The organism is Paenibacillus sp. 01T442, assembly GCF_056398345.1.
Genome location: NZ_JBFTPF010000050.1, coordinates 21,800 through 45,429 on the forward strand (window position 1 = coordinate 21,800; position 23,630 = coordinate 45,429).

Consider the following 23,630-nt stretch of genomic DNA (forward strand, 5'->3'; position numbering starts at 1 on the left):
TCAGAAAACAAAAAAACGGTGTTTCGCAATTTAAGCGAGACTACTGTTTTTTTGTTTTTTTTTGCTATTTCATAGATAGATTGATGACCAATTTTCAATTTGGGGGTAATCGTCCAATTTCCGTCTATCACGAAAGCATATGATAGTAGAAATGGATGTGACTAAGCACCATAAGACATCATGCGAAAGTTCGTGAAGGGGGATKACTTGTGAAAGGTGTCGTACTTGCAGGAGGAACTGGAAGTCGTTTACGCCCTTTAACGCATATTATTAACAAACATTTACTTCCAGTTGGTAATCTGCCCATGATTCAATATGCCATTGATAAACTAAGTCAGTCTGGCATTCAGGATATTGTTGTTATTACGGGGAAACAATCTGCAAGCTTATATGTAGACTACTTGGGCAATGGTGACCTGTTCGGCGTGAATCTAACCTATAAGATTCAAGAGAAACCAGGAGGAATTGCACAAGCCTTGGCATTGGCAGAGGATTTCGTGGGGGAGGGTGAGAAATTCGTGGTCATATTGGGAGATAATTTATTCCTAGATCCACTTCAGCCCATGATTGAAACCTTTTACCAGCAGGATGAAGGGGCTATGGTTATTTTAAAAGAGGTGGAAGATCCTCGTAGATATGGCGTAGCAACAATGAAGCACAATCAAATTGAACGCATTGTAGAGAAACCGGAGCATCCAACCTCTCCATTTGCTGTGACGGGGATCTATTTATATGACTCTTCTGTATTTGAGATTATTAAATCACAATCACCATCAGCAAGAGGCGAGATGGAGATCACAGATGTTAATAATGTATATGCGGCTGCTGGATCGCTTGCTCATATGTTCTTGACAGGTTGGTGGATTGACGCTGGCACGCATGAATCGCTCTTTCAAGCCACGCTGTTAGTAAGAAAGGGGTACAGCTAATGCAGTCATTGCTTGTGACAGGAGGCATGGGTTTTATTGGAAGCAACTTCATACATTATTGGAAGAAACATCATCCAGATGATCCAATAATCAATGTTGATTTACTTACGTATGCAGGGAATAGGGACAATGCTAGGCTGTTTGATGGTCAAGTTAGTTATCAATTTGTGCAAAGTGATATTGGTGATGAGGCGCTCATGATGAAACTGATGCAAGGCATCGATGTGGTTGTTCACTTTGCCGCTGAATCCCATGTAGATCGAAGTATTCATGACCCTGGCCGGTTTGTAAGAACGAATGTGGTTGGCACCCAAATCTTGCTTGAGGCCGCACGTCGAGGTCAGGTTAAGAAGTTTATTCATATATCCACAGACGAAGTGTATGGATCACTAGGGGCTGAAGGAGCCTTCAGTGAAGTAACACCCCTTGCGCCGAATTCTCCTTATTCAGCTAGTAAAGCAGGCTCTGATTTGTTAGTAAGAGCTTACTATGAGACGTATGGATTTCCAGCTGTGATTACACGTTGCTCGAACAATTATGGTCCCCGTCAATTTCCAGAGAAGCTAATCCCACTTTTAATTACACGTGCGCTGCGCAATGAGACGTTACCCCTCTATGGTGATGGATTGAATGTACGAGACTGGTTGTATGTAGACGATCATTGCTCTGCCATTGAACGCGTGATTGAAGCTGGTGTGCCGGGAGAGGTTTACAATGTTGGTGGTCAGAATGAGCGAACGAATTTGGAAGTTGTTCAGAGCATTTTGAGGCAGCTGGGCAAACCCGAATCTTTCATTCAGTATGTAGCGGATCGGCTTGGACATGATCGGCGATACGCCATTGATAGCTCGAAGATACGTCGCGAGTTAGGGTGGACGCCGGCTTACTCGTTTGAGAAGGGTCTGCAAAATACGCTGGAGTGGTATGTAAGAGAAACCGAGTGGTGCGCCCGTATTGCAGACGGTTCGTACCGTGTAGATAAAGAAGCTGATCACACTTGAAAATCGTTATTACAGGTGCAGGCGGACAGTTAGGATATGACCTTAAGCGAGTGCTGAGCCCCATGCATGAAGTTATCTCTTGGGAGAAAGCGGAATTGGATGTTAGACAGGAACAAGAAGTCATGGAGAAGCTGCTGAACGTACGACCGGATGTTGTTGTTCATGCTGCTGCCTATACCCATGTAGATAGAGCTGAATCTGAGAAGGAGTCTGCCTATCAAGTGAACGCTTTGGGTGCTCTACATCTTGCACAGGCCTGTGCGATCGTTGGGGCCAAGCTTGTCTATGTCAGTACGGATTATGTGTTCGATGGCACGAAGCGAAGTCCCTATAAAGAGACGGATGTGCCCAATCCGCTTAATAGCTACGGACAATCCAAGCTTCTTGGGGAGAAATTCGTTGCCATGACTTGCATGAAACATTTTATTGTACGAACCTCTTGGTTATATGGTCAAAAAGGAACAAATTTTGTAACCAAAGTATTGGAGAAGGCGCGCGAGAATCCGACTCTATCCATCGTGGATGATCAATTTGGCTCCCCGACCTATTGCTTGGATCTAGCCATTTTCATTCGTGAGCTTATCGAAACGGACCGTTATGGTCTCTATCATGCCTCCAATGAAGGCGTATGCTCTAGATATGAATTCGCATTGCATATCCTCCAAGCGGCTGGCATGGCGCATATTTCCCTGCAGCCTGTGCCTACGCACGCTTTCCCGCCAGCACCAGCTGCAAGACCCATGTATACCGCATTTGCACACCAAGCTATGCAAAGCAATGGGTTTGAGCCTATGCGAGATTGGCGATCGGCGCTGGATTTCTTTCTACAGGTAGATTATTACGATACAGCTGTTAGAGCTAAGAAGGTGAAAGATACATGGTGAATCGTAACCGCTTAGCGGAGAGTCGCAGTCAGGGATTTCAGGCTGGTCGGGAAAGTGGCTTTCGTATGGGCAGATGTCAGTATGCCCTCGACACCTGCTTTCCAGCACCTATTCCGCTGCGAGAAGCAAGTGTTTTATTTATCGTTCAGGGCATCTTCGATGCCATAGACAATGGGATTATTCATGGTTTGCAACAATCAGTCCGAGTTGTATATACAGCGACGGCTGCGGATATGCTCCGATTAGCGAAAGAGCATAAACCGAATCTGGTGCTGGTTATGAACKGGCTTCATGTTTTCCCGGCTGATCATGCTCATCATATCGATCTAGTTAGACAGATGGGGATACGTACCGCTATCTGGTTTGCGGACGATCCCTATTTTACCGATCATACAGCCACATTAGCTCCTCACTATGATTATGTATTCACGCATGAAATGTCCTGCGTACCCTTCTATCAGGGGATAGGCTGCGGGCAAGTTCACTACTTGCCTTTGGCGGCTAACCCAACTGTGTTTAAACCTCAGCATATTAGCCCTGAGTACCGAAGCGATATCTGCTTTATTGGCACGGGCTTTCCTAACCGAATTGCCCTCTTCAATGAGTTAACTCCCTTCTTAATAGGGAGAAAAGTGGTTATTGCTGGGGGGTTATGGGATCGTTTAGATCACTTCGCCTTGCTTCAACAAGGGATTAATCTTAGGGGCGTTCCGGTCGAAGAGTCAGTGAAGTATTATAACGGTGCCAAAATCGTCTTGAATATTCACCGACTCACGTACGATAAAACCTACAACAAAAACAGCCGAAATATACCGGGGCATTCCATTAATCCGAGAACCTATGAGATCGCAGGATGTGGAACCTTGCAAATAACGGATTATCGCCAAGATCTGGAACAGCACTATCGGCCAGGTCATGAAATCGAAACCTTTCATCATCCAGCGGAGCTCGTTCATAAAATGAATCACTACCTAATTCATGAAGAGGAACGATTACGGATTGCAATCAATGKGCTGCGGAGGACACGAATGGAGCATACTTTTTCAGCTCGATTAGTCAAGCTGTTGGACATTCTATTTGCCTAGAAAGGAGTGAAGAGGATGAGTTTTATAAATAGTTCACATGCTTGGGAGCGCGGACTTGCTGATGGTAATCAATTAGGTCACACTAATGGACTCAGGATGGGACAATGTGAAGCGATTATGCAAAAAGCGGCTCGTGACCGTGCGCCTAGTCCTGTTTGGGACGTACGTGTGTTGTTTATTACATCGGGCAAAGGGTACCCCTACGAGCCATTGGATATCGCTGTAATTAACAGCCTTCGCCCATTAGTTCGTGAATTAATAATAGGGAACTCTGACAAAGATGCAACGCGAATGGGACATCCCAAGGCCAATGCAGAAACGCTTGCCGCAAGGTACCGACCGGATGTGATGATCGTTCTTGAAGGGATGAATCTCTCCCTGAATACCGTGGATAAGGTTCGTCAAATGGGGATCCGAACCGCGATCTGGCTAACCGATGATCCTTATTACACGGATATTACGGCTGCTTACGCGACGCACTATGATTATATATTTACCTTGGAAGTGAATTGTGTTCAGTTCTATCAGGAGATGGGAGGCGGGCAAGTCCATTATTTGCCTTTAGCTTTTCAACCAGAGATGTTTCGTCCAAGACCTGTGCCAAAGGGAGGGCACCGCGATATTTGTTTTATTGGTTCGGCCTACTGGAACCGCGTTGGTGTATTTAATCAGATAGCTCCCTATTTAGCGAAGAAAAGCGTCATCATCTCAGGAATATGGTGGGAACGGCTTCAACATTATCGGCTTTTGGCACCTCAAATTCAATTGAATACGTGGATGCCGCCGGATCAAACCGCCACTTTCTACAATGGGTCCAAAATCGTCATTAATATGCATAGAGCCTTCGATGACCAATCGTATAACCACAACTCTCGTCGAATTAGCGGCGCCTCGCCTAATCCGCGGACATTTGAAATTTCTGGTTGCGGCGCCTTTCAATTAACGGACATTCGGGATGATCTAGTCAATTTCTATACGCCAGACTATGACATCGTGACGTATGCATCTCCAGAAGAAATGCTTCACAAGATGAATCATTATTTAATTCACGAAGAGGAACGTAAACAAATAGCCATGCGTGGGCTCTATCGGACGATGCGAGATCATACCTACACCAATCGGCTTATTACGATGCTTTCCGTCATTTTTGGGCCAAGATAAAGGTTGAAAGTGAACCATTTTAAAAAATGAGGTGTAGAAATTGATCACGAAAAAAAAGGTTCGCAAGCTGACTGTGAGTAGAAAGATTCGAAAGAAGCGAGTGGGATCGCCAAGAAAGGTAGGTCTTAAAAAACGGATCCTTGTTAGAAAAAAGGGACGTACCATTCGTCGGTTGAGGCCACTCGCAAGGCGAAAGGGGAGACGTAGATTAGTTCGTCGTCTAATCCGATTTCCTAGACGTAAGGGGAGTCGAATGCTAGCTCGTCGCCGCAAAGTTCCGCGCCGTATGATCCAAAGTCCAAGAGCTAAGAGACTCCAATTGGCGTATGATCGAGCCTTCAATGAAGCTTACAATGCGGGTTACGGTGTTGGCTTCGCTGAAGGATATGCGATGGAGCTTACGAATCCAACGATTGCTTAAAGTGAAGTTATGAGGTGAGTCCAGTTGGTTAAACTTATCAAAAAGAAGCGGATGAGGGGGCAGGTTTCCTTAAGGCATGGAAACAAACGAATGCTCTTAAAGAAAACAAAGCGCCGGTTCATTCCTAGGCGTAAGAGATCTTTGGCTAGGCTAAATAGGACAAGTGTCCATCCTGTCGGTGCGATCATCCTAGCTTCTAATGTAGAAGGGACGATCGAGCATGTGTTGGAGCCGCTGAAACGTTTACCGCTTAGGGAGATAATCGTGATTGTACACGGTTCGTTAGACCGTACACTAGATAAAGTTAGAAGACATTCTCGTGCCATTATTGTACATGATCCTCAAAGCATCGAACCAGATGCCGCAAGAACTCTTGCTGCGAGGATATCGCGGTCAGACTTCTTGCTTTTCCTAGAAGGGGACAAGGCTGTTAATGTGGATGAAGTGCTTCCGTTTATTCAAAATGTTGCATTAGGAGTTGAAAACGGACTATTAGTGAGGAGGCATGAACTTGCAATTAACGAGCATCATAATTCCTACGTTTAACGGTCTAACTTTGCTGAAAGCTTGTGTCACATCGATCCGTCAACATACATCTGTGCCTTATGAAATTATCGTTGTGGATAATGGCTCTGGGGATGCTACATTAACTTACTGCCGCAATGAAAATATTAAGTTCGTGGCGCTGCCAGCCAATCTTGGTTTTCCAGCTGCATGCAATTACGGGTTACGATTAGCGGAAGGTGACTCGTTAATGCTCTTGAATAACGATACAATCGTTACGCCTAATTGGCTGCCCATGCTACTGAACTGCTTATACAGTCGAGAAGAGGTTGGGATGGTAGGTCCCGTTTCTAACTATGTGAATGGCAAGCAAAAAATCCGTATGCCATTCACTGGTATTTCGAACATGGCTCGTATCTATCATCATGTAAATCCTAGAAAATGGCGGGAAACGAGTCGCTTGGTTGGTTTCTGTTTACTATTTAAGAGGGAGTTGTTTGAGCGGGTAGGTGTGTTGGATGAACGATTTGCACCTGGCTATTACGAAGATGATGACTTCTCCTATCGTGCGCGATTAGCGGGCTACAAGTTGCTCATAGCAGGCGATTGCTTCGTTTATCATCGTGGAAGTGTTAGTTTTCGAAAAAATAGCCGCCGATCTAAGCTCTTGCTGCTGCGACGCAATCGTAAGAAATTTATTCATAAATGGGGCGTTGATCCCTTTCAGTTTATTTAGGCACCGTTTCGCTATTAGCAGCATAACGTAGAGTGAAAAAGGTTGTAGGAGGAGTAAGTGTGGAGGAGCGGGTGACGCAAATTATTTCTCAAATTGCAGCCTCACATAGCCAATTGGGACGAATATTGGAAACACATCGGCATGTGTCTACGCAAATGGCGGCAATTGCAGGAGATCTGCCGGATTCTCATCCTGAGTTTGCTGGATTGGATATGCTGCAGAAGCGGGCTTTACAACTAACCAAAAATGTAACTACTTATTTAAACAGCCTCGCTGAATTGGAAGAAGCTATGGCGATGCAAACGGAATTAGTTATGAAGGAAATCCATGTAACTGATGAGGAATAGAGGGAAGGGAATGACCTTGGATAGAACGGATCTTTATATGCAAATGTTAGATGCGACAGCCAAGCTGCAATATGAAATAAGTTTGATGCTGGAAGCAAGAGTTGTTGAAGCGTCGAAGTCGCAAAACTGGATTTGTCAGCATATCAATACGACAAATCTGGAGGGCCATGACCATAAAATGAAAGTTACTGGCCAAATACATGAGAGTGTCATTGAACTGATAGATGGTTTAACGAAGATGGAGAATGCGCTAAATCGCCAGATGAAGGCGCTGCTTGGGAAACATCCTTCAGGTTCCGCATTAGGCTTAGGGTCCGACGACGCTATGGAATTCGGCAGCCTACTTCCGTTTGGCGAGGATGGGAAGCTGTGAAAGAATGGAATCGGGAACGTGTGGAGCTGCATATGTTGATCTCGCTGGCCAGAAGCCAGCGAGCGTTATGCAGAATCATTGAATCTGTAGCGGATCACGTAGAGGGTTCTGAACAGCTCGCTGGTCTTGTCGCGGATAATCTGAAGTCGATAAGTGATTATCAGCATGCGTTGATGTTGAAATTAATGAAGCAGCCTGCCCGAAAGCGTGTCAATGGCAAGCCAGCTAAGCCTTGGTTGAATAAACATGTGTAGTCACACAAGTACGAATACAAGCGAATGCAAACCTACTTAACCCCAACGTACGATCAAACCTGCGTGCGTCAAACCCCCGCCAAATCCATAGAGTAACAAGTTGTCACCAGCCTTAACTTTTCCTTCTTTTATCCCCAAATCCAGTGCAAGAGGGATCGAAGCGGCGGAAGTATTGCCGAAGTATTCAAGGCTGTACAGCGCTTTGTCGATCGGGATCCCGCTCTTCTCACAGATGGAGTCTATCATGCGCAGGTTTGCGCTATGAGGGATAAACCAATCGATCGCCGCGAGCGGCAAGCCGCTTTTCTGCAACAGCATCTCGATGCCCTGCGGAACGGTGGAAACAGCGAATCGGTACACTTCGCGCCCGTTCTGGACAAGTTTCCCTTCCCCTAACAGTGGATCGCCATTCAGCTCTGTAGCCAGTCCCGTCCGGTACACATGCTTAGCACCAGTGCCATCAGATCCCATATGATAAGCGAGGAATGCAGGGTTAGTATCTTCCCGCTCAACGACTACGGCGCCAGCGCCATCGCCAAATAGGATGCAGGTGGATCGGTCTGTGTAATCTGTGATTTTGGATAAGGCGTCGCCACCAATCACGAGTATTTTGTGATGTACGCCGGCAGCCACAAGCGCACTGGCGGTGTGAAGTGCATAAGCGAATCCAGCGCACGTCGCATTGAGATCATAGGCTCCCGCAGCTGGGATGCCGAAATGGGCCTGTACCTGACATGCAACAGGCGTTGACGATAAATCTGGTGTATGTGTGGACACGATGACGAGGTCTACATCATCAAGGGAATTTGGGTATCGATCGAGCAAGTTTTGCACGGCTGCGATACATAAATGGCTGGAGAACTCATGCGCTCCAGCTATTCGGCGCGCTCGGATCCCTGTGCGTTGAACGATCCATTCATCGTTCGTATCGACCATGCGGGAAAGCTCATCATTAGTCAAAATATGCTCAGGCACATAGGTGCCTATGGCTGAAATTCGGGCTTGCAAGGGGCTGGAAGAAGACATGCGGAACACTCCTTTGGGATTAAGTTTATAAAAACTTAGTACTAGATATTAGTAGTTGGTACTAATTTCAGTGTATGATATGGCTGTGTGCTTTGTCAATGGGATGATGAAGAGGAATGCACTGAAAAACTCTCACATTTGTTAAGGTTGCGTCGTATTATTTACATAAAATGGTCTTTAATTTAGACAAATTGTTTAATTTTTTTGAAAAAGTTAAAAATTCATAATAGGATTAATTAATAATCGTTTCTAAGTTGAGCGGCATGTGCTATTCTAAATAATAAAAATTCTTCTGGGGTGAAGAGAAATGCAAGTTACTGATGTCGAAAAAGTACCATCCTTGTTTTCCAGAACCAATCCGTTTCAAGCGAAAGTATTGAAAAATATTAATTTAAACGGAGAAAGTTCCAGCAAAGAAACACGTCATATTGAACTTTCACTCGAAGGCTCTGGCCTGTCGTATGTGCCCGGCGATTGCTTAGGCGTAGTTCCTGACAATGATCCTGAGTTGGTCGCTGCTATCCTTGAGGTTATGAATTGGGATGCGGACACGGCGGTTGTTATTAATAAACAGAACGAAACGCTCCCTTTGAAAGAAGCGCTTTTGAAGCATTTCGAGCTTACGCTGTTGTCCAAGAAAATCGTTCAGCAAGCTGTTGAATTTTCCGATAATGAAGCGTTGAAGCAGCTTGTGGCAGATACGGAGCAGCTGAAGGCTTATACAGACGGCCGCGATTTGCTGGACTTACTAAGGGAATTTGGACCTTGGAAAGCTTCCGCGCACGAAATTGTCGCTTTATTAAGAAAAATGCCGCCACGCTTATATTCCATTGCAAGCAGCTTTGCAGCTAATCCAGGGGAAGTTCACCTCACGATCGGTGCTGTTCGCTACGTGACGCACGGCCGCGAGCGCAAAGGCGTATGTTCCGTGATGTGCGCAGAGCGCCTGAACGAAGGGGATACCGTTCCGGTCTTTGTTCAAATAAATAAACACTTTAACCTTCCGGAGTCCTCGGAGCAGGATATCATCATGGTAGGTCCTGGTACGGGAATTGCGCCATTCCGTTCCTTTATTCAAGAACGTGCGGTGAGCAAAGCGGGAGGCAAAGCCTGGTTGTTCTTTGGTGACCAGCATTCAGCGACAGATTATCTGTATCAGGAAGAGTTGGAGCAATATCAACTGGYGGGTGCACTGACCAAAATAGATGTAGCTTTCTCACGTGATACGGCGCAGAAAGTGTATGTACAGAATAAAATGCAGGAGAATAGCCAAGAGCTATTCGCATGGTTAGAGCGCGGAGCTTACTTCTACGTGTGTGGCGATAAACAAAACATGGCGAAGGATGTTCACAACACCCTGATTGACATTATTGAAAAAGAAGGCAAGTTGAGCCGCGAAGAAGCTGAAGCCTATTTGAATGGCTTGCAAGAACAAGGACGTTACCAACGTGACGTGTATTAATTAAAATTAGGCAAGGCGAGTAAGCTGACTATCAGCTTGCTCGCCTTTTTTGGTTGTCATTAGCGCGACGATCGACCCGTTTCAAATGATCTTCTTTGACGTTTTGCTTTTCTAGCATGGAGAAGCTCATATACCGTTGGCACCATTATCAACGTGAAGAGCGTTGCTGAAGTCAGACCGCCGATAACGACTACCGCTAAACCTCGGGAAACGATGCTGCCTTCTTCGGCTTTGGCAAGGACAAGCGGCACCATCGCACAGATGGTAGCTACGGCTGTCATCAAGATCGGACGCATCCGTGTAGCCGCGGCTTCAAGCAAGGAATCACGAATCGTCATGTGCTCTTCATTTTGCTTCACACGGTCAATCAAGACGATGGCATTCGTGACGACGATTCCGATCAGCATCAAGAATCCGAAAATCGACGTAACGTCGAAGGATGTTTTCGTGATCATCATCCCGACAATCGCACCAACAGCCGCGAAAGGAAGGGATACCATGCTCGCGATCGGTGCGCGGAACGATTTAAACGTGATAACCATGATCAACAACACGATTCCAATGGAGATCCCCATGGTCATGAACAAGTCGGCAAAATCACTGGATTGCTCTGCCGATGCTCCGCCAACGCTCAAAGCAATATGGGCTGGAAGCTTGAGGTCTTTGGTGTTTTTCGTGATCTCTGTGTTGATTTTGGATAGTTTTGTTGAGTCTACGAGTGCCGTCACACGCAAAAACTGTTGACTATTCTTATGGAGGATCGTGTTGGACTCATTTGTTTTTTCGATCTTCGCAACCGAGGTCAAGGCAGCTGGACCCGCTGCCGTCATGATTTGAATATTCGATAGGTCGGAAACCGTTGATGGATGAATCAAAGCATCTAACACTACTGGAATTTCTTTATTCTCCAGCTTCATGGAACCAATGGGTGTTGGGTTCATCAGTGAGCGGATGGTACCTGCAATTTCCTCAGGTTTAGCCAGAGCGGGATCAACTGTAATCGAGTAGCCAGGTTTGGTTACATTTTGATTACTTGTCACTTTCTCAACGCCTTCAATACCTTTAATTGCGGTAATGACATCCGCAGCTGCTTGATCTAGACTCTTAGCGGAATCTCCCGTTAAATCAACGGTAATGGCGGAACCGCTGCTGCCATCGAAGCCACCGCCGCCCGCTTGCAAATCAGCGTCCGGATATTTGGATTTTTGTGAGAGAATTTGATCGATAAAATGCTGTGTATCCACATCTTTCTTCATGAATACTTGGAAGGTTGCAATTGTTGGAGGCGCGACGCTGCCCCATTTGGCATTATCTTCGGTATTTCCTTGTTGCAGAATAAGATGATCAAGCTCACTTTGTTCGAGCATGAATTTTTCTAATTCCATGGCTTTTTCTCTCACAGTAGAAATCGGAGTTTCAGGTGTGTAGGACAGCGTGACACTTAACTGGCTTGCTGTGGAACCCGCGACTGCACCTTTTGGCATGATGAAGTAAAGGGCAATCGAACCGCCAAACAGAATAAGCGAAACAAGAATGGAGATGAACTTATGTTTCAAGCTCCAGGTTAAGATGCTTCGCAGACCTTGCGACTCTTTATGTTCCTTTAATTTTGTACTGCGAAGTAACCAAGCGCTCATTAGAGGAACGACGGTTAATGCAACCAGCAAGGAGGAAAGCAAGGAATACGTTACCGTTAAGGCAAAAGGGAGCAGAAACGCTTGCAAGGAGCCTTTCAAAAGTCCAAGCGGCAGGAACACGGCAACGGTTGTTAAGGTAGAAGCGGTAATCGCTCTAGCAACCTCACGCGTTGCATCAAGGATTAATTCCATGGCGAACTCCGCCTTCTGGGTTCTTCGGAAAATATTTTCAATAACAACGATACTATCATCCACGAGCCGACCTACGGCTACGGCGACCCCGCCAAGGGTCAATATGTTCAATGTTACACCTGACTGGGATAGCAGGAATAGAGTTAATCCGAGCGATAATGGAATCGAAACAATTGTAATGAATGTGGAACGAATATTTCTAAGGAAGATCAGAATCACAATAGTCGCAAATAAGGCGCCAAGCAACACTTCTCGCATCATACTGTTCACGGAAGTGACGACAGATTCAGCCGTGGAGTAAATCACTTCTGCTGTCGCACCAGGGTATTTCGTCGCGATTTCTTCTGAGATTTTATCTACTTCCTTAGAGATATCAACCGCATTGGAGCTAGCATCCTTGGTGACTACCAAGGTAAGCGAATCCTTGCCGTTAATACGCGTCAGTGTATCTTTGTTTGCAGCTACTTCAACAGTGGCAACATCTTTTAACTTGACGCCTGGTGCTACGGTTAAATTAGTAAGTGTAACGAGATCGTCCAGGTTCCCAACGACCTTAATGGCACTTGTTTTGCCATCAATGGGTCTTTCACCGACGTTGACAGTCACGTTCTGACCCTGAAGGACACCCATCAGCACTTGAGCAGGCAATTTCGCATTGGCCAGCTTATCTATATCAGGGTGAATAATCACCTGAGACACGGATGTGCCGCCAAGTGCTACGCTAGCAAGACCTCTGATTTTCTGAAACTCAGGCAAAATTTTCTCTTGCGCTAGCTCGACATTCTGCTTGGTAATGCCATCTTTGAAGTTCAGGGATACCCAGGAAAGTGGAATCATCGAGGTATTTAATCGAATAACAAAAGGCTTCGACATCCCTGCAGGGAGAACAATCGAGGAGAGCGCTTCTTGCACGCTTGCTTGGGCATCCTTCATTTTAATGTCTGAATCAAATGTCATATCAATTTTCATAAAGCCGTCTGATGAGGTGGAGAAGACTTCTTTCTTACCCGGCACACTGGAGACAGCCTTCTCAATAGGTGTAGTTGCACTATCTAGCATGGATTTGGCATCGTAGCCTTGGCCGACGACCGTAACACTTATCTGTGGGAAATCTGCACTTGGCAGAAATTCCATTGGCAATTTAAAATAACTACCGACTCCCGTGCCTAAAATTAATATTACCAAAAAAATGACGGCTGCTTTGTTACTAAAAGCCCATTTCGTAAACCATGTCACACGATTCGCTCCCTTTCATTAACTATATCTTTTAGGTGTAGAATTCCATCATCTGATTGATATATGTAAATGAGGGATAAGGTAGATAGAATTTCATGATTTGGATAAATGATCACCATGAAGGAAATGCTACCCTTATCGTCCATCGTGTGACGAAGATACTGAAGACGACGGGAAGTGATCGTAACGCATGTTACATGGCAAAAAGAGGTTGATCTGGATAGTCCTCATCTGTGTGGTCTTGTTCAGTGCTTCCACAACGACTGTATTTGCGTATGGCAAAGGTGCAAAAGGCCCTGATGTATACGCGGTTCAAGGGATGTTGAAATCTCTTGGTTACTACTCGGGACCGATTACAGGCTATTATGGCAATCAAACACAAGCTGGGGTCAAAGCGTTTCAAAGTAGATATGGATTGGCCGTGACGGGAAACGTTGACGATCAAACCTTACAATCCATCCTTTGGGCTTATGGTAATTTGAAGATTCCCAAGAAGACGACACCAACGCCAGTGCCAACACCGACGCCGACGCCGGAAACACCGAGTCCAACACCTGCACCACAGGTTCCCTCAACGTCAGGATTAACGGTAGAAGAGCAGCAAATGCTGGATCTTGTGAATAAAGAGCGACTGGCTATTGGTCTCGCTGCGCTTACCGCTGACCTGGAGCTGACCAAAACAGCTCGTCTAAAAAGCCAAGATATGGTGGATAACAAATATTTCTCCCATGATTCACCAACATATGGTTCGCCATTCGATATGATGGAGAAATTCGGAATTACGTATAATGCAGCAGGGGAGAACATTGCTTGTAACCAAGGCGTTCAAGCTGCACATGAAGCATTAATGAACTCACCAGGACATAAAGCGAATATACTTAGCAAAGATTACACGCATATAGGTATCGGCATTGTAAATGGCGGGCCGTGCGGTAAAATGTTTACCCAACAATTTATTGGTAAATAGACATGAGAAAAGGACGTAACGGATGCGAGAGCATTCATTGCGTCCTTTTATTTAATTTTATGGATTGCTGAGTCAGATTGGTGAATTAGCCGAATGGAAGTATCGTGAATCTCCTGTGCTCCGTGCTCTAGGCAATTAGATGGATTTTGTACAGTTAAATTAAGGGATTATCCGATTAAAAACAGAATAGATGGAAATCCTGTAGTTAATTTTAACTATATTGGCTGATATGAATAAAATAGGGAGTTTTAACTACATATTTTACAGTAAAATTGAATTTCCGAGGAAACTTCGCGTAAATAGCTGTACGTTTTCCAGTTAATGCAATTATGTAGAGCTTGAGCCTGCATATAAACCAGTTAACACCCATAAAGTGGATGTTAACTGGTTTATATGCTTCAACGAGGCTTATGTGGCAGATACAGGTTTAATCGCTTCGTTCCATTCTGTGTACTTCTGAAGCGCAGCACCTTGCTCAATCGCATGACGGGCCATATAGATGCCTTCTTCAATGGAGCCAGCTTTCTGGGAAACCCATAAACGGACGGCACTGTTGAGCAGTACCATATTTAAGTAGGGAAGTGCAGCATCGCCGCGAAGGACAGATCGTGTAGTCTCTGCTTGCAGTTCAKCCGTCCATTCCACTACGGGCACTTCAACCATCAGCTCATAAATTTCCGGATCTACAATGAATAACTCACTTGCCCCGTCTTGGATGAGGTAGGTTCTTGTTCGTTTATCAACACCTAAATCCTCCGAACCCTCCATACCTTGCACCACGATACCGCGAGAAACGCCTAATTCAATGAGCAAATTGGTGATTTTCTCAAAAACAGTGCCATGAAACACGCCAACCGCCATATAAGGAGCTTCTGTAAAACGCAGCAGCTTCTCCGCCGTGTTGAACACGGTTCTCAAACCGAGTTCTTTGCGAATTTCGCGCAGCTCGCCAAGCGGCTCACACCAGCTTTCGGTCGGTGCAAATAAGAAGCCTGTTCGCGCCGCAGCAGAAACTAATGCTTCACGTGATGCTTCAAGTGCATTTACCCCCATTGCTGTAAGCACATCGGACAAGGTGATGCCCCATTTAGGCGGCATGCTTGGGCTGCCATGCAAGGTTGTCGGCACTCCGCAGGCTGCAAGTACGAATGCAGTTGGTAACGTTGCGATAAATGTGCGTGAGCGACCATCATAGGGACCGGCACAGTCGATACTTCCAGGCATAGGATAAGTGCTAATGCGTTGTCGTAAGGCATGAATAAAGGCTTTGATTTCATCAGGTGATTCCATCTTGATTCGTTCAGCAACAAGAAAAGCGCCAATCTGAGCTTGCGTAGCTGCACCGGTAAGAATGAGTTCGGCTGCTTGAGCCGCTTCTTCATAGGTAAGGTCTCTGGCTCCGCGTTTACCGCGGCCTACTTCTTTTAATAAGGATATCATCGTTTGCGGCCCCCTTTGTTCTGATCCTGAAGTATCTGATATACCTTGACGATGGAGGTTGCGACGTCGACCATACGCTTACGTTCATTCATAGCTTGTTTACGGAGGAAATCATAAGCTTCAGCTTCCGAGATACCTTTGATTTCGCATAAAATTCGCTTCGCCTGATCAACCCACTTACGTTCTTCAAGCTTGGACAGCAGTTGTTCGCGCTCCTGATGCCACTCGGTTCGTTGGAAATAATGGTTCACACCCAGTATCAACGCACAATGAATTTCCAGTGGGCTCATCGTGGGACCGATCAAGCCATCTATTCCCGCATCCATTTTACATTCATTAGAAGGAAAAGTTAGCTTATTACACCACCAAAATATGGGAAGACTTCGCTGTGCGAGCAACCGTATACGCCAATCTGTGACTTGTTCAGGACCTACTGATAATAATACAGCATCGACCTTTGGGATGATAAAGGAAATTTCTTTCATATTAGATGAAGTATAAATGCGGAAACCCAAATCCTTCATGATTTCATCAGGTGAAATTTCTTTTCCTTGCATGTCTTCCGTTCGAACAGCATGTGAGGGCTCAGAGGAGGTAGCTGAGCGAGTTGGCATGAACTCGTCGACCAGAATGAATGATTGTAACATGGGAATACCTCCATCTTGAATAACTTCAACTCATGACAAGTACATGTTAGGTTTCGATCTTAATTGGTATTATTATACGGCAATACTATAGCATATGCACCTGAAATTTGTCGATATGCTACTCGAATTCTCTGAAATAATTTTTTATGTTAAGTTTATTGACATAGATTTAAACGCGTCGTATAATCAAGTTAAGAAATCGGCACAATGATGTGCCACCTAACGAAGGCAATGGCGCCTATCCCCTTACAATTACGTAACTGGATAGGCTTTTTATGTTTAATTTAATGAAAAAATACATCTATCATGCTGTTCACGAGGAAGTGGCAGCAGTGGCAATGAGGCCGATAAACATCCTATGATTGATAGGGGATGTTTGTCGGCCTTTTCTGTCAATGTATAATCAAACAAGGTAGGATAGGACAAAAAGAAGGCGAAAAGCCTCATAAAAGGAGAGGGATTGCATGGTAGATCGGAAAAGTTTTATGCAAGTGGGGCACAAGGGGTCTTTGTTCAGTTCATTCTTGTATTTTGACATGAGCTTCATGGTGTGGGTGCTTCTTGGACCGCTAGCTGTCATCCTTGCCAAAGATTTTGGGTTGGATGCCGCACAGAAAGCAAATTTAGTTGCTTTACCAACGTTAGGAGKGGCGGTCCTACGACTAGTACTTGGCGTACTAACGGATAAAATTGGTMCTAAACGAACAGGACAGATTGGACTTTCGCTAACCTTAATTCCCTTATTCTGGGGATGGCAGTTCGCTAACACGATGGGAGATATGTATTTCGTAGCTCTGATGCTAGGTATAGCAGGAGCAAGCTTTGCTGCAGCATTGCCGCTCGCTAGCAGCTGGTATCCGCCACAGTATCAAGGATTAGCAATGGGGATTGCAGGGGCAGGAAATAGTGGAACGATCTTCGCTACCTTGTTTGCAAATCGTATAGCACAACATTATGGAGACTGGCACGTTGTTTTCGGTATTGCTATGATTCCAATTGCGTTAACGCTGGTCATATTTAGTGTATTGGCCAAGGATAGTCCCAATAAACCAGCACCAAAAACGATTAAAGAGTACGGTAAAGTATTGAAGCAAAAGGATTCGTGGTTGTTCTGTATTTTCTACAGTGTAACCTTCGGTGGTTTTGTAGGAATGGCATCTTATCTTACGATTTTTTTTAATACACAATATGGACTTTCGCCTGTGCGTGCTGCAGACTTTACAACTCTTTGCGTCATCGGGGGCAGCTTCTTCCGTCCTGTTGGTGGATGGCTCGCAGATAAGATTGGCGGAATTCGCATGTTAATGGTTCTTTACGGCGTTGTTGGTTTAATGATGGCGGGTATCTCGACGCTTCCTGCACTTTCATTGACGACTGTCATGCTCTTCGTTGCTATGATGGCTTTCGGTATGGGGAATGGTTCGGTATTCCAACTCGTGCCACAGCGTTTTAAAGCGGAGATTGGTGTGATGACCGGAATTGTTGGAGCAGCAGGGGGATTAGGGGGTTACTTCTTACCTAAAATTCTTGGCAACCTGAAACTATCCACAGGTTCTTTTACACCAGGCTTTCTGATTCTCAGTGGAATTGCTATCAGCTGTATCATCATTATTGCAGTTGTTCAAGGGCAATGGAAACGTACGTGGATTGGCGAAGGCGGTAAAGTAAAAGCAGCGCCTTCCAGCATGGATACGGTTCAAGCTTAACATGGACCGGGACGTCGCTGATTCTACCTGGTCAGCGGCACACCCAGTAAGGTTTTTGCTCATGCAGCCTGCTCATCAGGCTGTATGGGCAAAGACGTTACGACTAGCGTCTTTGCAGTTCTATTAACAATCGAACTGCTCAAGCTCCATATCCCAAATTTGTCATTTGGGAGCTGTGCTCCTAAATGACCCTTTTTCCGCAACTACTCGAATTCAATTGAATGCCATAGTAAATGGATGGAAGGATGATCACAATGACTGTCAAAAAAGAGAAGCTAGTCCTGGTCGGAAACGGAATGGCGGGTGTTAATGCCGTTGAACATTTACTGAAACTGGCACCAGATAAATATGAAGTTACAATTTTCGGTAGTGAACCGCATCCCAACTACAATAGAATCTTGTTGTCCTATGTGCTCTCCGGCGATTCCAAAGTGGAAGATATCGTGATCCACCCTTATGAATGGTATACGAACAATAACATTACCTTATATACGAATCAAACCATCACGGGCATCGACACACTGTCCCAAACTGTCACGAGCAATAAAGGCCTGACCGTTTCCTATGATAAATTAATTTTGGCAACAGGCTCTAATCCATTCATGATTCCTATGCCGGGTGCAGACAAAGAAGGCGTCATGGCCTACAGAACGATCCGTGATTGTGAAATTATGATTGAGTCGGCTAAAAAGTACAAGAAAGCGATTGTCATCGGCGGTGGTTTGCTAGGCTTAGAAGCTGCGCGAGGCTTCCTCAATCTCGGTATGAAAGTCGATGTCGTTCATATCGGAGATACGATTATGGAACGGCAACTGGATCGCACCGCTTCCAAAATGCTGCAAGCTGCACTCGAAGAGCAAGGGATCAACTTCTTGCTTGAGAAGCAATCGGTCGAAATTATTGGCGGCAAACGCGTAACAGGCCTGAAATTTAAGGATGGCACGATTGCTGAAGCGGATCTCATTGTGATGGCGGTAGGTATTCGTCCTAATGTAGCGCTTGCGAAAGAAGCTGGCGTCGAGTGTAATCCAGGTATCATTGTAAATGATTATTTGCAAACAAACATTCCGAATGTGTACGCCGTTGGTGAATGTGCGATGCACCGAGGCATCGCATATGGTCTAGTAGCACCGCTCTATGAGCAAGGTGCCGTACTGGCGAAACATTTGGCTGGCGTAGAAACAGGCCCGTATGAAGGCTCTATTTTGTACACGAAGCTCAAAGTATCCGGTGTTGATGTTTTCTCAGGCGGTCAATTCGTTGATGCTGAAGGAACCAAAGCGATTCGAATTCACGATGAATTCACGGGTGCCTATAAGAAAGTCGTTATTAAAGAAAATAAAATTATCGGTGCCGTGCTCTTTGGTGATACTGCCGACGGTACGCGACTTATGCAAATGATTCGGGAAGAATCAGATATTAGCGGTATGGGAAAAACAGCCATATTAACGGATTCCTCTGGTGGCGGCGGAGCTGCATCCGAGGTTGCAGAGATGAAAGATGACGCGATTATCTGTGGTTGCAACGGCGTAACGAAAGGGACGATTTGTTCGGCCATTAAGGATCAGGGCTTAACGACTGTAGATGAAGTAAAGAACTGTACAACTGCATCTCGTTCCTGTGGTGGTTGTAAACCATTAGTCAGTGATCTGTTGGCTTTCACCCTAGGTGCTTCTTATGATAAAAACGCAGCGAAAGAAACAATCTGTGGCTGTACAACGCACACACGGGATGAAGTTGTTACGGCGATTCGGGAAAAAGGACTATCCCATGTTCGTGAAGTGATGAACGTACTCCAATGGAAGAATGAAGAAGGCTGCTCCAAATGCCGTCCAGCACTCAATTATTATTTGGGCATGATTCGCCCTGAAACGTATAAAGATGACAGCACGTCTCGCTTCGTCAATGAGCGTATGCATGCCAATATTCAAAAGGACGGTACGTACTCCGTTGTTCCACGGATTTATGGCGGTGTCACTAATCCAACGGAGCTCAAACGTATAGCAGAGGTAGCTGAACAATTCAACGTACCAACGGTGAAATTTACTGGAGGGCAACGACTCGACTTGCTAGGTGTGAAAAAAGAAGACTTGACCGCCATGTGGGAAGCATTGGATATGCCATCAGGGTATGCCTATGGGAAAGCGTTACGGACCGTTAAAACATGTGTCGGTGAAACCTTCTGCCGCTTCGGTACAGGAGATGCAATGGGGGTTGGTATCGAGTTGGAGAAGCGTTTTGAACGCTTGAATACACCAGCCAAAGTAAAGCTTGCCGTATCGGGTTGTCCGCGAAATTGTGCGGAATCAGGAATTAAGGATCTGGGTGTCGTTTCCGTCGATGGCGGCTGGGAATTGTATGCAGGAGGTAACGGTGGCGTAAAAGTCCGCGTAGGTGATTTGATGAGCACCGTGAAGACCGAAGAAGAGATCATCGAATATACGGAAGCGTATCTGCAATATTACCGCGAAACAGGTAAATACGGCGAGCGTACGAGCGAGTGGGTACACCGTTTAGGTATCGATCATATTCGTGAGGTTGTCCAAAATGACCAAGAGCGTAAGCAATTGTGTGAGCGCATGGATTTGGCCCTATCTGTGACACAAGATCCATGGAAGCAAGCCATCGATAGCAAGAAAATCCAACGTGACCTCTATGAAGTGGTTGAGCTGAAGTAGAAATAGAGAGATAAACAGGGAGGAGCCGAGAAGATGATAATACAAAATGAGCAAATGATTTGGGTGCAAGCCGTTTCCTATGAGGATTTAGCCTTTAATACAGGGAAGACGATTCGATATCAAGGAGAAGAGGTTGCCTTATTCAAATTGAAAAGTGGTAAGCTTCAAGCGATTCAGAATCGTTGTCCGCATAAAGAGGGTGTTCTTGCTGAAGGCATCGTCTGTGATGATCATGTGTTCTGCCCTATGCATGATCGCAAGATCCATTTGCCTTCCGGACTCGTGCAAGCGCCTGATACTGGCTGTGTGAAAACGTATTTGACCAAAGTGGATGATGGGACGGTTTTTATCGGATTTCCGATCAATAATGAAATGGCTTGTTAGTCCTTATATACCCTATATATATCTATAAAGAGAGCTTGATCTGCGGGGGTGGGAGCGTTGAAAACAGATCTCGTCACATTATCGGATGAACAGCCCTCCTCCCATTGTTGCTTTTGCAGTATGCAGTGTGGATTGGAGATACTACCTAGTGAAAAGACAGAAGGTTTAACGATTAAGCCGAGCGCGAATTTCCCAGTTGCAACAGGCCGTTTATGTCAAAAAGGCTTGAATGCTTTGGAGCATGTCGTTCATTCGGAACGAATTCTGGAGCCGCTTCATAGGAAAGCTGCAAAAGTAGGCCAATGGCGGCAAGTGTCCTGGGCGCATGCCTATTCAGATATTGCAGAGAGAATTACCGCGTTGCAGGCTGAACATGGGCGTGATGCCATCGGCGTATACGGCGGCGGATCGTTGACGAACGAAGTAAGTTACTTACTGGGTAAGTTTACGCGTGTGGCACTTAGGTCCAAATATATCGACTATAACGGTCGTTATTGCATGTCATCAGCTGCGGCTGCGAGTAACAAAGCTTTCGGTATTGATCGTGGGATGACGATGCCTTTATCAGAAATTCCTAATGCGAAATATATCATTCTAGCGGGCACGAATATTGCGGAGTGTCAACCTACGATGATGCCATATCTATTAGAAGCAAAGAAAAAAGGCGCCGTGATTGTGACCATTGATCCGCGTAATACGATGACCTCCAAGACGGCAGATATTCATGTGAGACTTCAACCTGGTTTCGACTCCGTGTTCATCAATGGACTCCTGCATGTCATGATTGAAGAGAATCTAGTTGATCATAAGTTCATTCAGTCTCGTACGTCTGGCTTTGAACAAGTGAAAGAGGCTGTTAAATCATTTACACCAGCTCGTGTTGAGTATCTAACAGGTATTCTTGAAGCGGTGGTTCGTACAATCGCTCGTGGTTTCGCGAAGGCGGAGACGGGCATCGTGCTAACGGCAAGAGGCTTGGAGCAGCAGGTGAATGGGGTAGAGAATACGCTCAATTACATTAACCTGGCACTGCTCACGGGTAAAATAGGGCGTGCAGGCTGCGGCTATGGCGCTGTGACTGGTCAAGCGAACGGCCAAGGTGGTCGCGAGCATGGGCAAAAAGCTGACCAGCTTCMAGGGTACCGCTTGATCGATGATCCTGCTGCACGTGAGCATGTGGCGAAAGTATGGGGCATCGATCCAAGTGAGCTACCAGGCAAAGGTGTTTCCGCCTATGAATTGCTGCAGAAAATCGATGAAGGTGAAATTAAAGCATTAATTGTGCTGGGCTCAAATCCACTAGTTTCTAGCCCGAATAATAAGATGGTAGAGCGTGCCTTACAAAAGCTAGACTTACTCGTGGTCGTAGACATGTTCGAGACCGAAACGGCACGGTATGCGCATTATTTGTTGCCTGGTTCATCCTTCGCTGAAGCAGAGGGGACCATGACCAACCTGGAGGGGCGTGTCTTCCATCGGAGGAAAGCTATGGAGCTTCCGGGGAATTGCAAGCTTGATTTTCACATTATTAGCGAACTGGCTGACGCGCTAGGACGAGGTGCTTACTTTCAATATGCGGGTATTGAGGACGTGTTTCGTGAACTTGCTGCAGCTACCGCAGGCGGCAAAGCAGATTATAGCGGCATCACCTATGAACGTTTGCAAAAAGAGAAAGGGATCTTCTGGCCTTGTGGGTCAGCGGACCATCCGGGAACACCGCAATTATTCCAAGATCGTTTTCATCATGCGGATGGGAAAGCCCTATTATTCGGCATACAGCCGAAAATGCCTGCAGAGCCTATTGATAATGACTTTCCGTTCGTTCTCACAACGGGCCGTCTGGCCAACCATTATTTAAGCGGTGCACAAACGCGYCGCACCGAAGCCCTCAATAAGAAGGCACCCGTTCCGGTTGCCGAAATTCACCCGTCTTTGGCCAAGCGAATCGGCCTAAGCGTGGAACAAAAAATCAGGATCACCAGCCGGCGTGGCTCCCTTGTTTTCCAAGTCAAGATCACCGAGGGAATTCAACCTCGCACCGTCTTCGTTCCTTTCCATTGGGGCGACGAGCATTCGATCAACGTGTTGACGAATGACGCCTTGGATCCTACGAGTCGGATGCCGGAGTTTAAGATTTGTGCAGTGAAGGTTGAGCGAGTGGAATAGATAGATGGAACCCCCAGTTGGAATTCGACTGGGGGGTTTAGTTTGGTTACCACATTAATAACCCCGAACCCAGCACTCAGCCAATCTCAACTTGCGACCCCTGGCACCTACCATTCACCACCACAAACTTCATTTAAATACTATAACTGGATTATATACAGCTATTTTGACGCAATCACGCAGAATATTACAATTAGATGGATTTTATGAAGTTATTCTAGCTCACTTTAGCGATATGGAGGGCAATTGCTCTGAAGCCCCCTAATTGGATTGGAGTCATCAATATGCAATAAGGTACAATATCGGTGAGGGGGAATGAAATGTATGAAAAGCAATATCCTTTATGATGAGCAACGCATCAAAGTAGCCCAAGAGGCTCTTAGCGGAACTAAGT

The 23,630-nt window shown here is 45.7% G+C and carries 21 protein-coding genes; 17 read left to right on the top strand and 4 right to left on the bottom strand.

All coding sequences use genetic code 11. The features are described from left to right. Window positions 1-209: 209 nt before the first annotated feature. The 11 genes from AC1DLM_RS26085 to AC1DLM_RS26135 all read left to right on the top strand — a co-directional run bounded on the left by AC1DLM_RS26085 (window position 210) and on the right by AC1DLM_RS26135 (window position 7,695). Window positions 210-929 (top strand): sugar phosphate nucleotidyltransferase, encoded by a 720-nt coding sequence (locus tag AC1DLM_RS26085; protein ID WP_441992179.1) that lies wholly within the window; start codon window positions 210-212, stop codon window positions 927-929. Continuing rightward, window positions 929-1,930, top strand: a complete 1,002-nt coding sequence (rfbB, locus tag AC1DLM_RS26090; RefSeq protein ID WP_441992180.1) for a dTDP-glucose 4,6-dehydratase — start codon at window positions 929-931, stop codon at window positions 1,928-1,930. Before AC1DLM_RS26085 ends, rfbB begins: the two co-directional genes overlap by 1 nt. Beyond that, window positions 1,927-2,814 (top strand): dTDP-4-dehydrorhamnose reductase, encoded by an 888-nt coding sequence (rfbD, locus tag AC1DLM_RS26095; RefSeq protein ID WP_477571601.1) that lies wholly within the window; start codon window positions 1,927-1,929, stop codon window positions 2,812-2,814. Before rfbB ends, rfbD begins: the two co-directional genes overlap by 4 nt. Further along, complete coding sequence (locus AC1DLM_RS26100; RefSeq protein WP_477571602.1) at window positions 2,808-3,899, top strand: CgeB family protein; 1,092 nt, start codon at window positions 2,808-2,810, stop codon at window positions 3,897-3,899. Before rfbD ends, AC1DLM_RS26100 begins: the two co-directional genes overlap by 7 nt. A 15-nt stretch (window positions 3,900-3,914) precedes the next feature. Beyond that, window positions 3,915-5,060, top strand: coding sequence for a CgeB family protein (locus tag AC1DLM_RS26105; protein WP_477571603.1), 1,146 nt, complete (start codon window positions 3,915-3,917; stop codon window positions 5,058-5,060). Window positions 5,061-5,313: 253 nt separating this feature from the next. Continuing rightward, entirely contained in the window at window positions 5,314-5,481 is a 168-nt protein-coding gene (locus AC1DLM_RS26110) for a hypothetical protein (RefSeq protein ID WP_171629008.1), read from the top strand. Window positions 5,482-5,622: 141 nt separating this feature from the next. Next, a complete protein-coding gene (locus AC1DLM_RS26115) occupies window positions 5,623-6,027 on the top strand; it encodes a glycosyltransferase family A protein (protein ID WP_441992184.1) in 405 nt (134 codons plus the stop codon). Next, complete coding sequence (locus tag AC1DLM_RS26120; RefSeq protein ID WP_441992185.1) at window positions 5,987-6,721, top strand: glycosyltransferase family 2 protein; 735 nt, start codon at window positions 5,987-5,989, stop codon at window positions 6,719-6,721. Before AC1DLM_RS26115 ends, AC1DLM_RS26120 begins: the two co-directional genes overlap by 41 nt. A gap of 59 nt (window positions 6,722-6,780) precedes the next feature. Beyond that, the gene (locus tag AC1DLM_RS26125) at window positions 6,781-7,068 is read left to right on the top strand and encodes a nucleoside-diphosphate sugar epimerase (protein ID WP_441992186.1); all 288 of its coding nucleotides are present in this window, start codon (window positions 6,781-6,783) and stop codon (window positions 7,066-7,068) included. Between the two features lie 10 nt (window positions 7,069-7,078). Beyond that, window positions 7,079-7,441, top strand: a complete 363-nt coding sequence (locus tag AC1DLM_RS26130) for an alpha-helical endospore appendage domain-containing protein (protein WP_441992187.1) — start codon at window positions 7,079-7,081, stop codon at window positions 7,439-7,441. After that, window positions 7,438-7,695 (top strand): hypothetical protein, encoded by a 258-nt coding sequence (locus AC1DLM_RS26135; protein WP_441992188.1) that lies wholly within the window; start codon window positions 7,438-7,440, stop codon window positions 7,693-7,695. The genes AC1DLM_RS26130 and AC1DLM_RS26135 overlap by 4 nt, the downstream gene beginning before the upstream one ends. Window positions 7,696-7,731: 36 nt before the next feature. Here AC1DLM_RS26135 and AC1DLM_RS26140 read toward each other — a convergent pair whose 3' ends face one another. After that, a complete protein-coding gene (locus AC1DLM_RS26140) occupies window positions 7,732-8,721 on the bottom strand; it encodes a ketoacyl-ACP synthase III (RefSeq protein ID WP_441992189.1) in 990 nt (329 codons plus the stop codon). Window positions 8,722-9,028: 307 nt separating this feature from the next. On the opposite strand from AC1DLM_RS26140, the gene AC1DLM_RS26145 reads away from it, so the two are divergent. Beyond that, window positions 9,029-10,183, top strand: coding sequence for a sulfite reductase subunit alpha (locus AC1DLM_RS26145; RefSeq protein WP_477571604.1), 1,155 nt, complete (start codon window positions 9,029-9,031; stop codon window positions 10,181-10,183). A gap of 59 nt (window positions 10,184-10,242) precedes the next feature. Here the strand turns inward: AC1DLM_RS26145 and AC1DLM_RS26150 are convergent, their stop codons facing one another. Continuing rightward, window positions 10,243-13,248: an efflux RND transporter permease subunit gene (locus AC1DLM_RS26150; protein WP_477571605.1), complete on the bottom strand. Its 3,006-nt coding sequence runs from the start codon at window positions 13,246-13,248 to the stop codon at window positions 10,243-10,245. 190 nt (window positions 13,249-13,438) lie between these two features. On the opposite strand from AC1DLM_RS26150, the gene AC1DLM_RS26155 reads away from it, so the two are divergent. After that, on the top strand, window positions 13,439-14,215 hold the full coding sequence (locus tag AC1DLM_RS26155) for a peptidoglycan-binding protein (RefSeq protein WP_477571606.1): 777 nt from the start codon (window positions 13,439-13,441) through the stop codon (window positions 14,213-14,215). 408 nt (window positions 14,216-14,623) lie between these two features. Here AC1DLM_RS26155 and AC1DLM_RS26160 read toward each other — a convergent pair whose 3' ends face one another. Next, the gene (locus tag AC1DLM_RS26160) at window positions 14,624-15,655 is read right to left on the bottom strand and encodes an anthranilate phosphoribosyltransferase (protein WP_477571607.1); all 1,032 of its coding nucleotides are present in this window, start codon (window positions 15,653-15,655) and stop codon (window positions 14,624-14,626) included. Continuing rightward, complete coding sequence (locus AC1DLM_RS26165; protein WP_246302711.1) at window positions 15,652-16,302, bottom strand: ANTAR domain-containing response regulator; 651 nt, start codon at window positions 16,300-16,302, stop codon at window positions 15,652-15,654. Before AC1DLM_RS26165 ends, AC1DLM_RS26160 begins: the two co-directional genes overlap by 4 nt. Before the next feature lie 464 nt (window positions 16,303-16,766). Here AC1DLM_RS26165 and AC1DLM_RS26170 point away from each other — a divergent pair, with 464 nt between their 5' ends. From AC1DLM_RS26170 to AC1DLM_RS26185, 4 genes are all read left to right on the top strand, one after another. Then, window positions 16,767-18,008, top strand: a complete 1,242-nt coding sequence (locus AC1DLM_RS26170; protein ID WP_477571608.1) for a nitrate/nitrite transporter — start codon at window positions 16,767-16,769, stop codon at window positions 18,006-18,008. Between the two features lie 254 nt (window positions 18,009-18,262). Then, window positions 18,263-20,686, top strand: a complete 2,424-nt coding sequence (gene nirB / locus AC1DLM_RS26175) for a nitrite reductase large subunit NirB (protein ID WP_477571609.1) — start codon at window positions 18,263-18,265, stop codon at window positions 20,684-20,686. A gap of 33 nt (window positions 20,687-20,719) precedes the next feature. Beyond that, complete coding sequence (nirD, locus tag AC1DLM_RS26180; RefSeq protein ID WP_477571610.1) at window positions 20,720-21,070, top strand: nitrite reductase small subunit NirD; 351 nt, start codon at window positions 20,720-20,722, stop codon at window positions 21,068-21,070. Window positions 21,071-21,118: 48 nt separating this feature from the next. After that, entirely contained in the window at window positions 21,119-23,236 is a 2,118-nt protein-coding gene (locus AC1DLM_RS26185) for a molybdopterin oxidoreductase family protein (protein WP_477571611.1), read from the top strand. Window positions 23,237-23,630 lie beyond the last annotated feature (394 nt).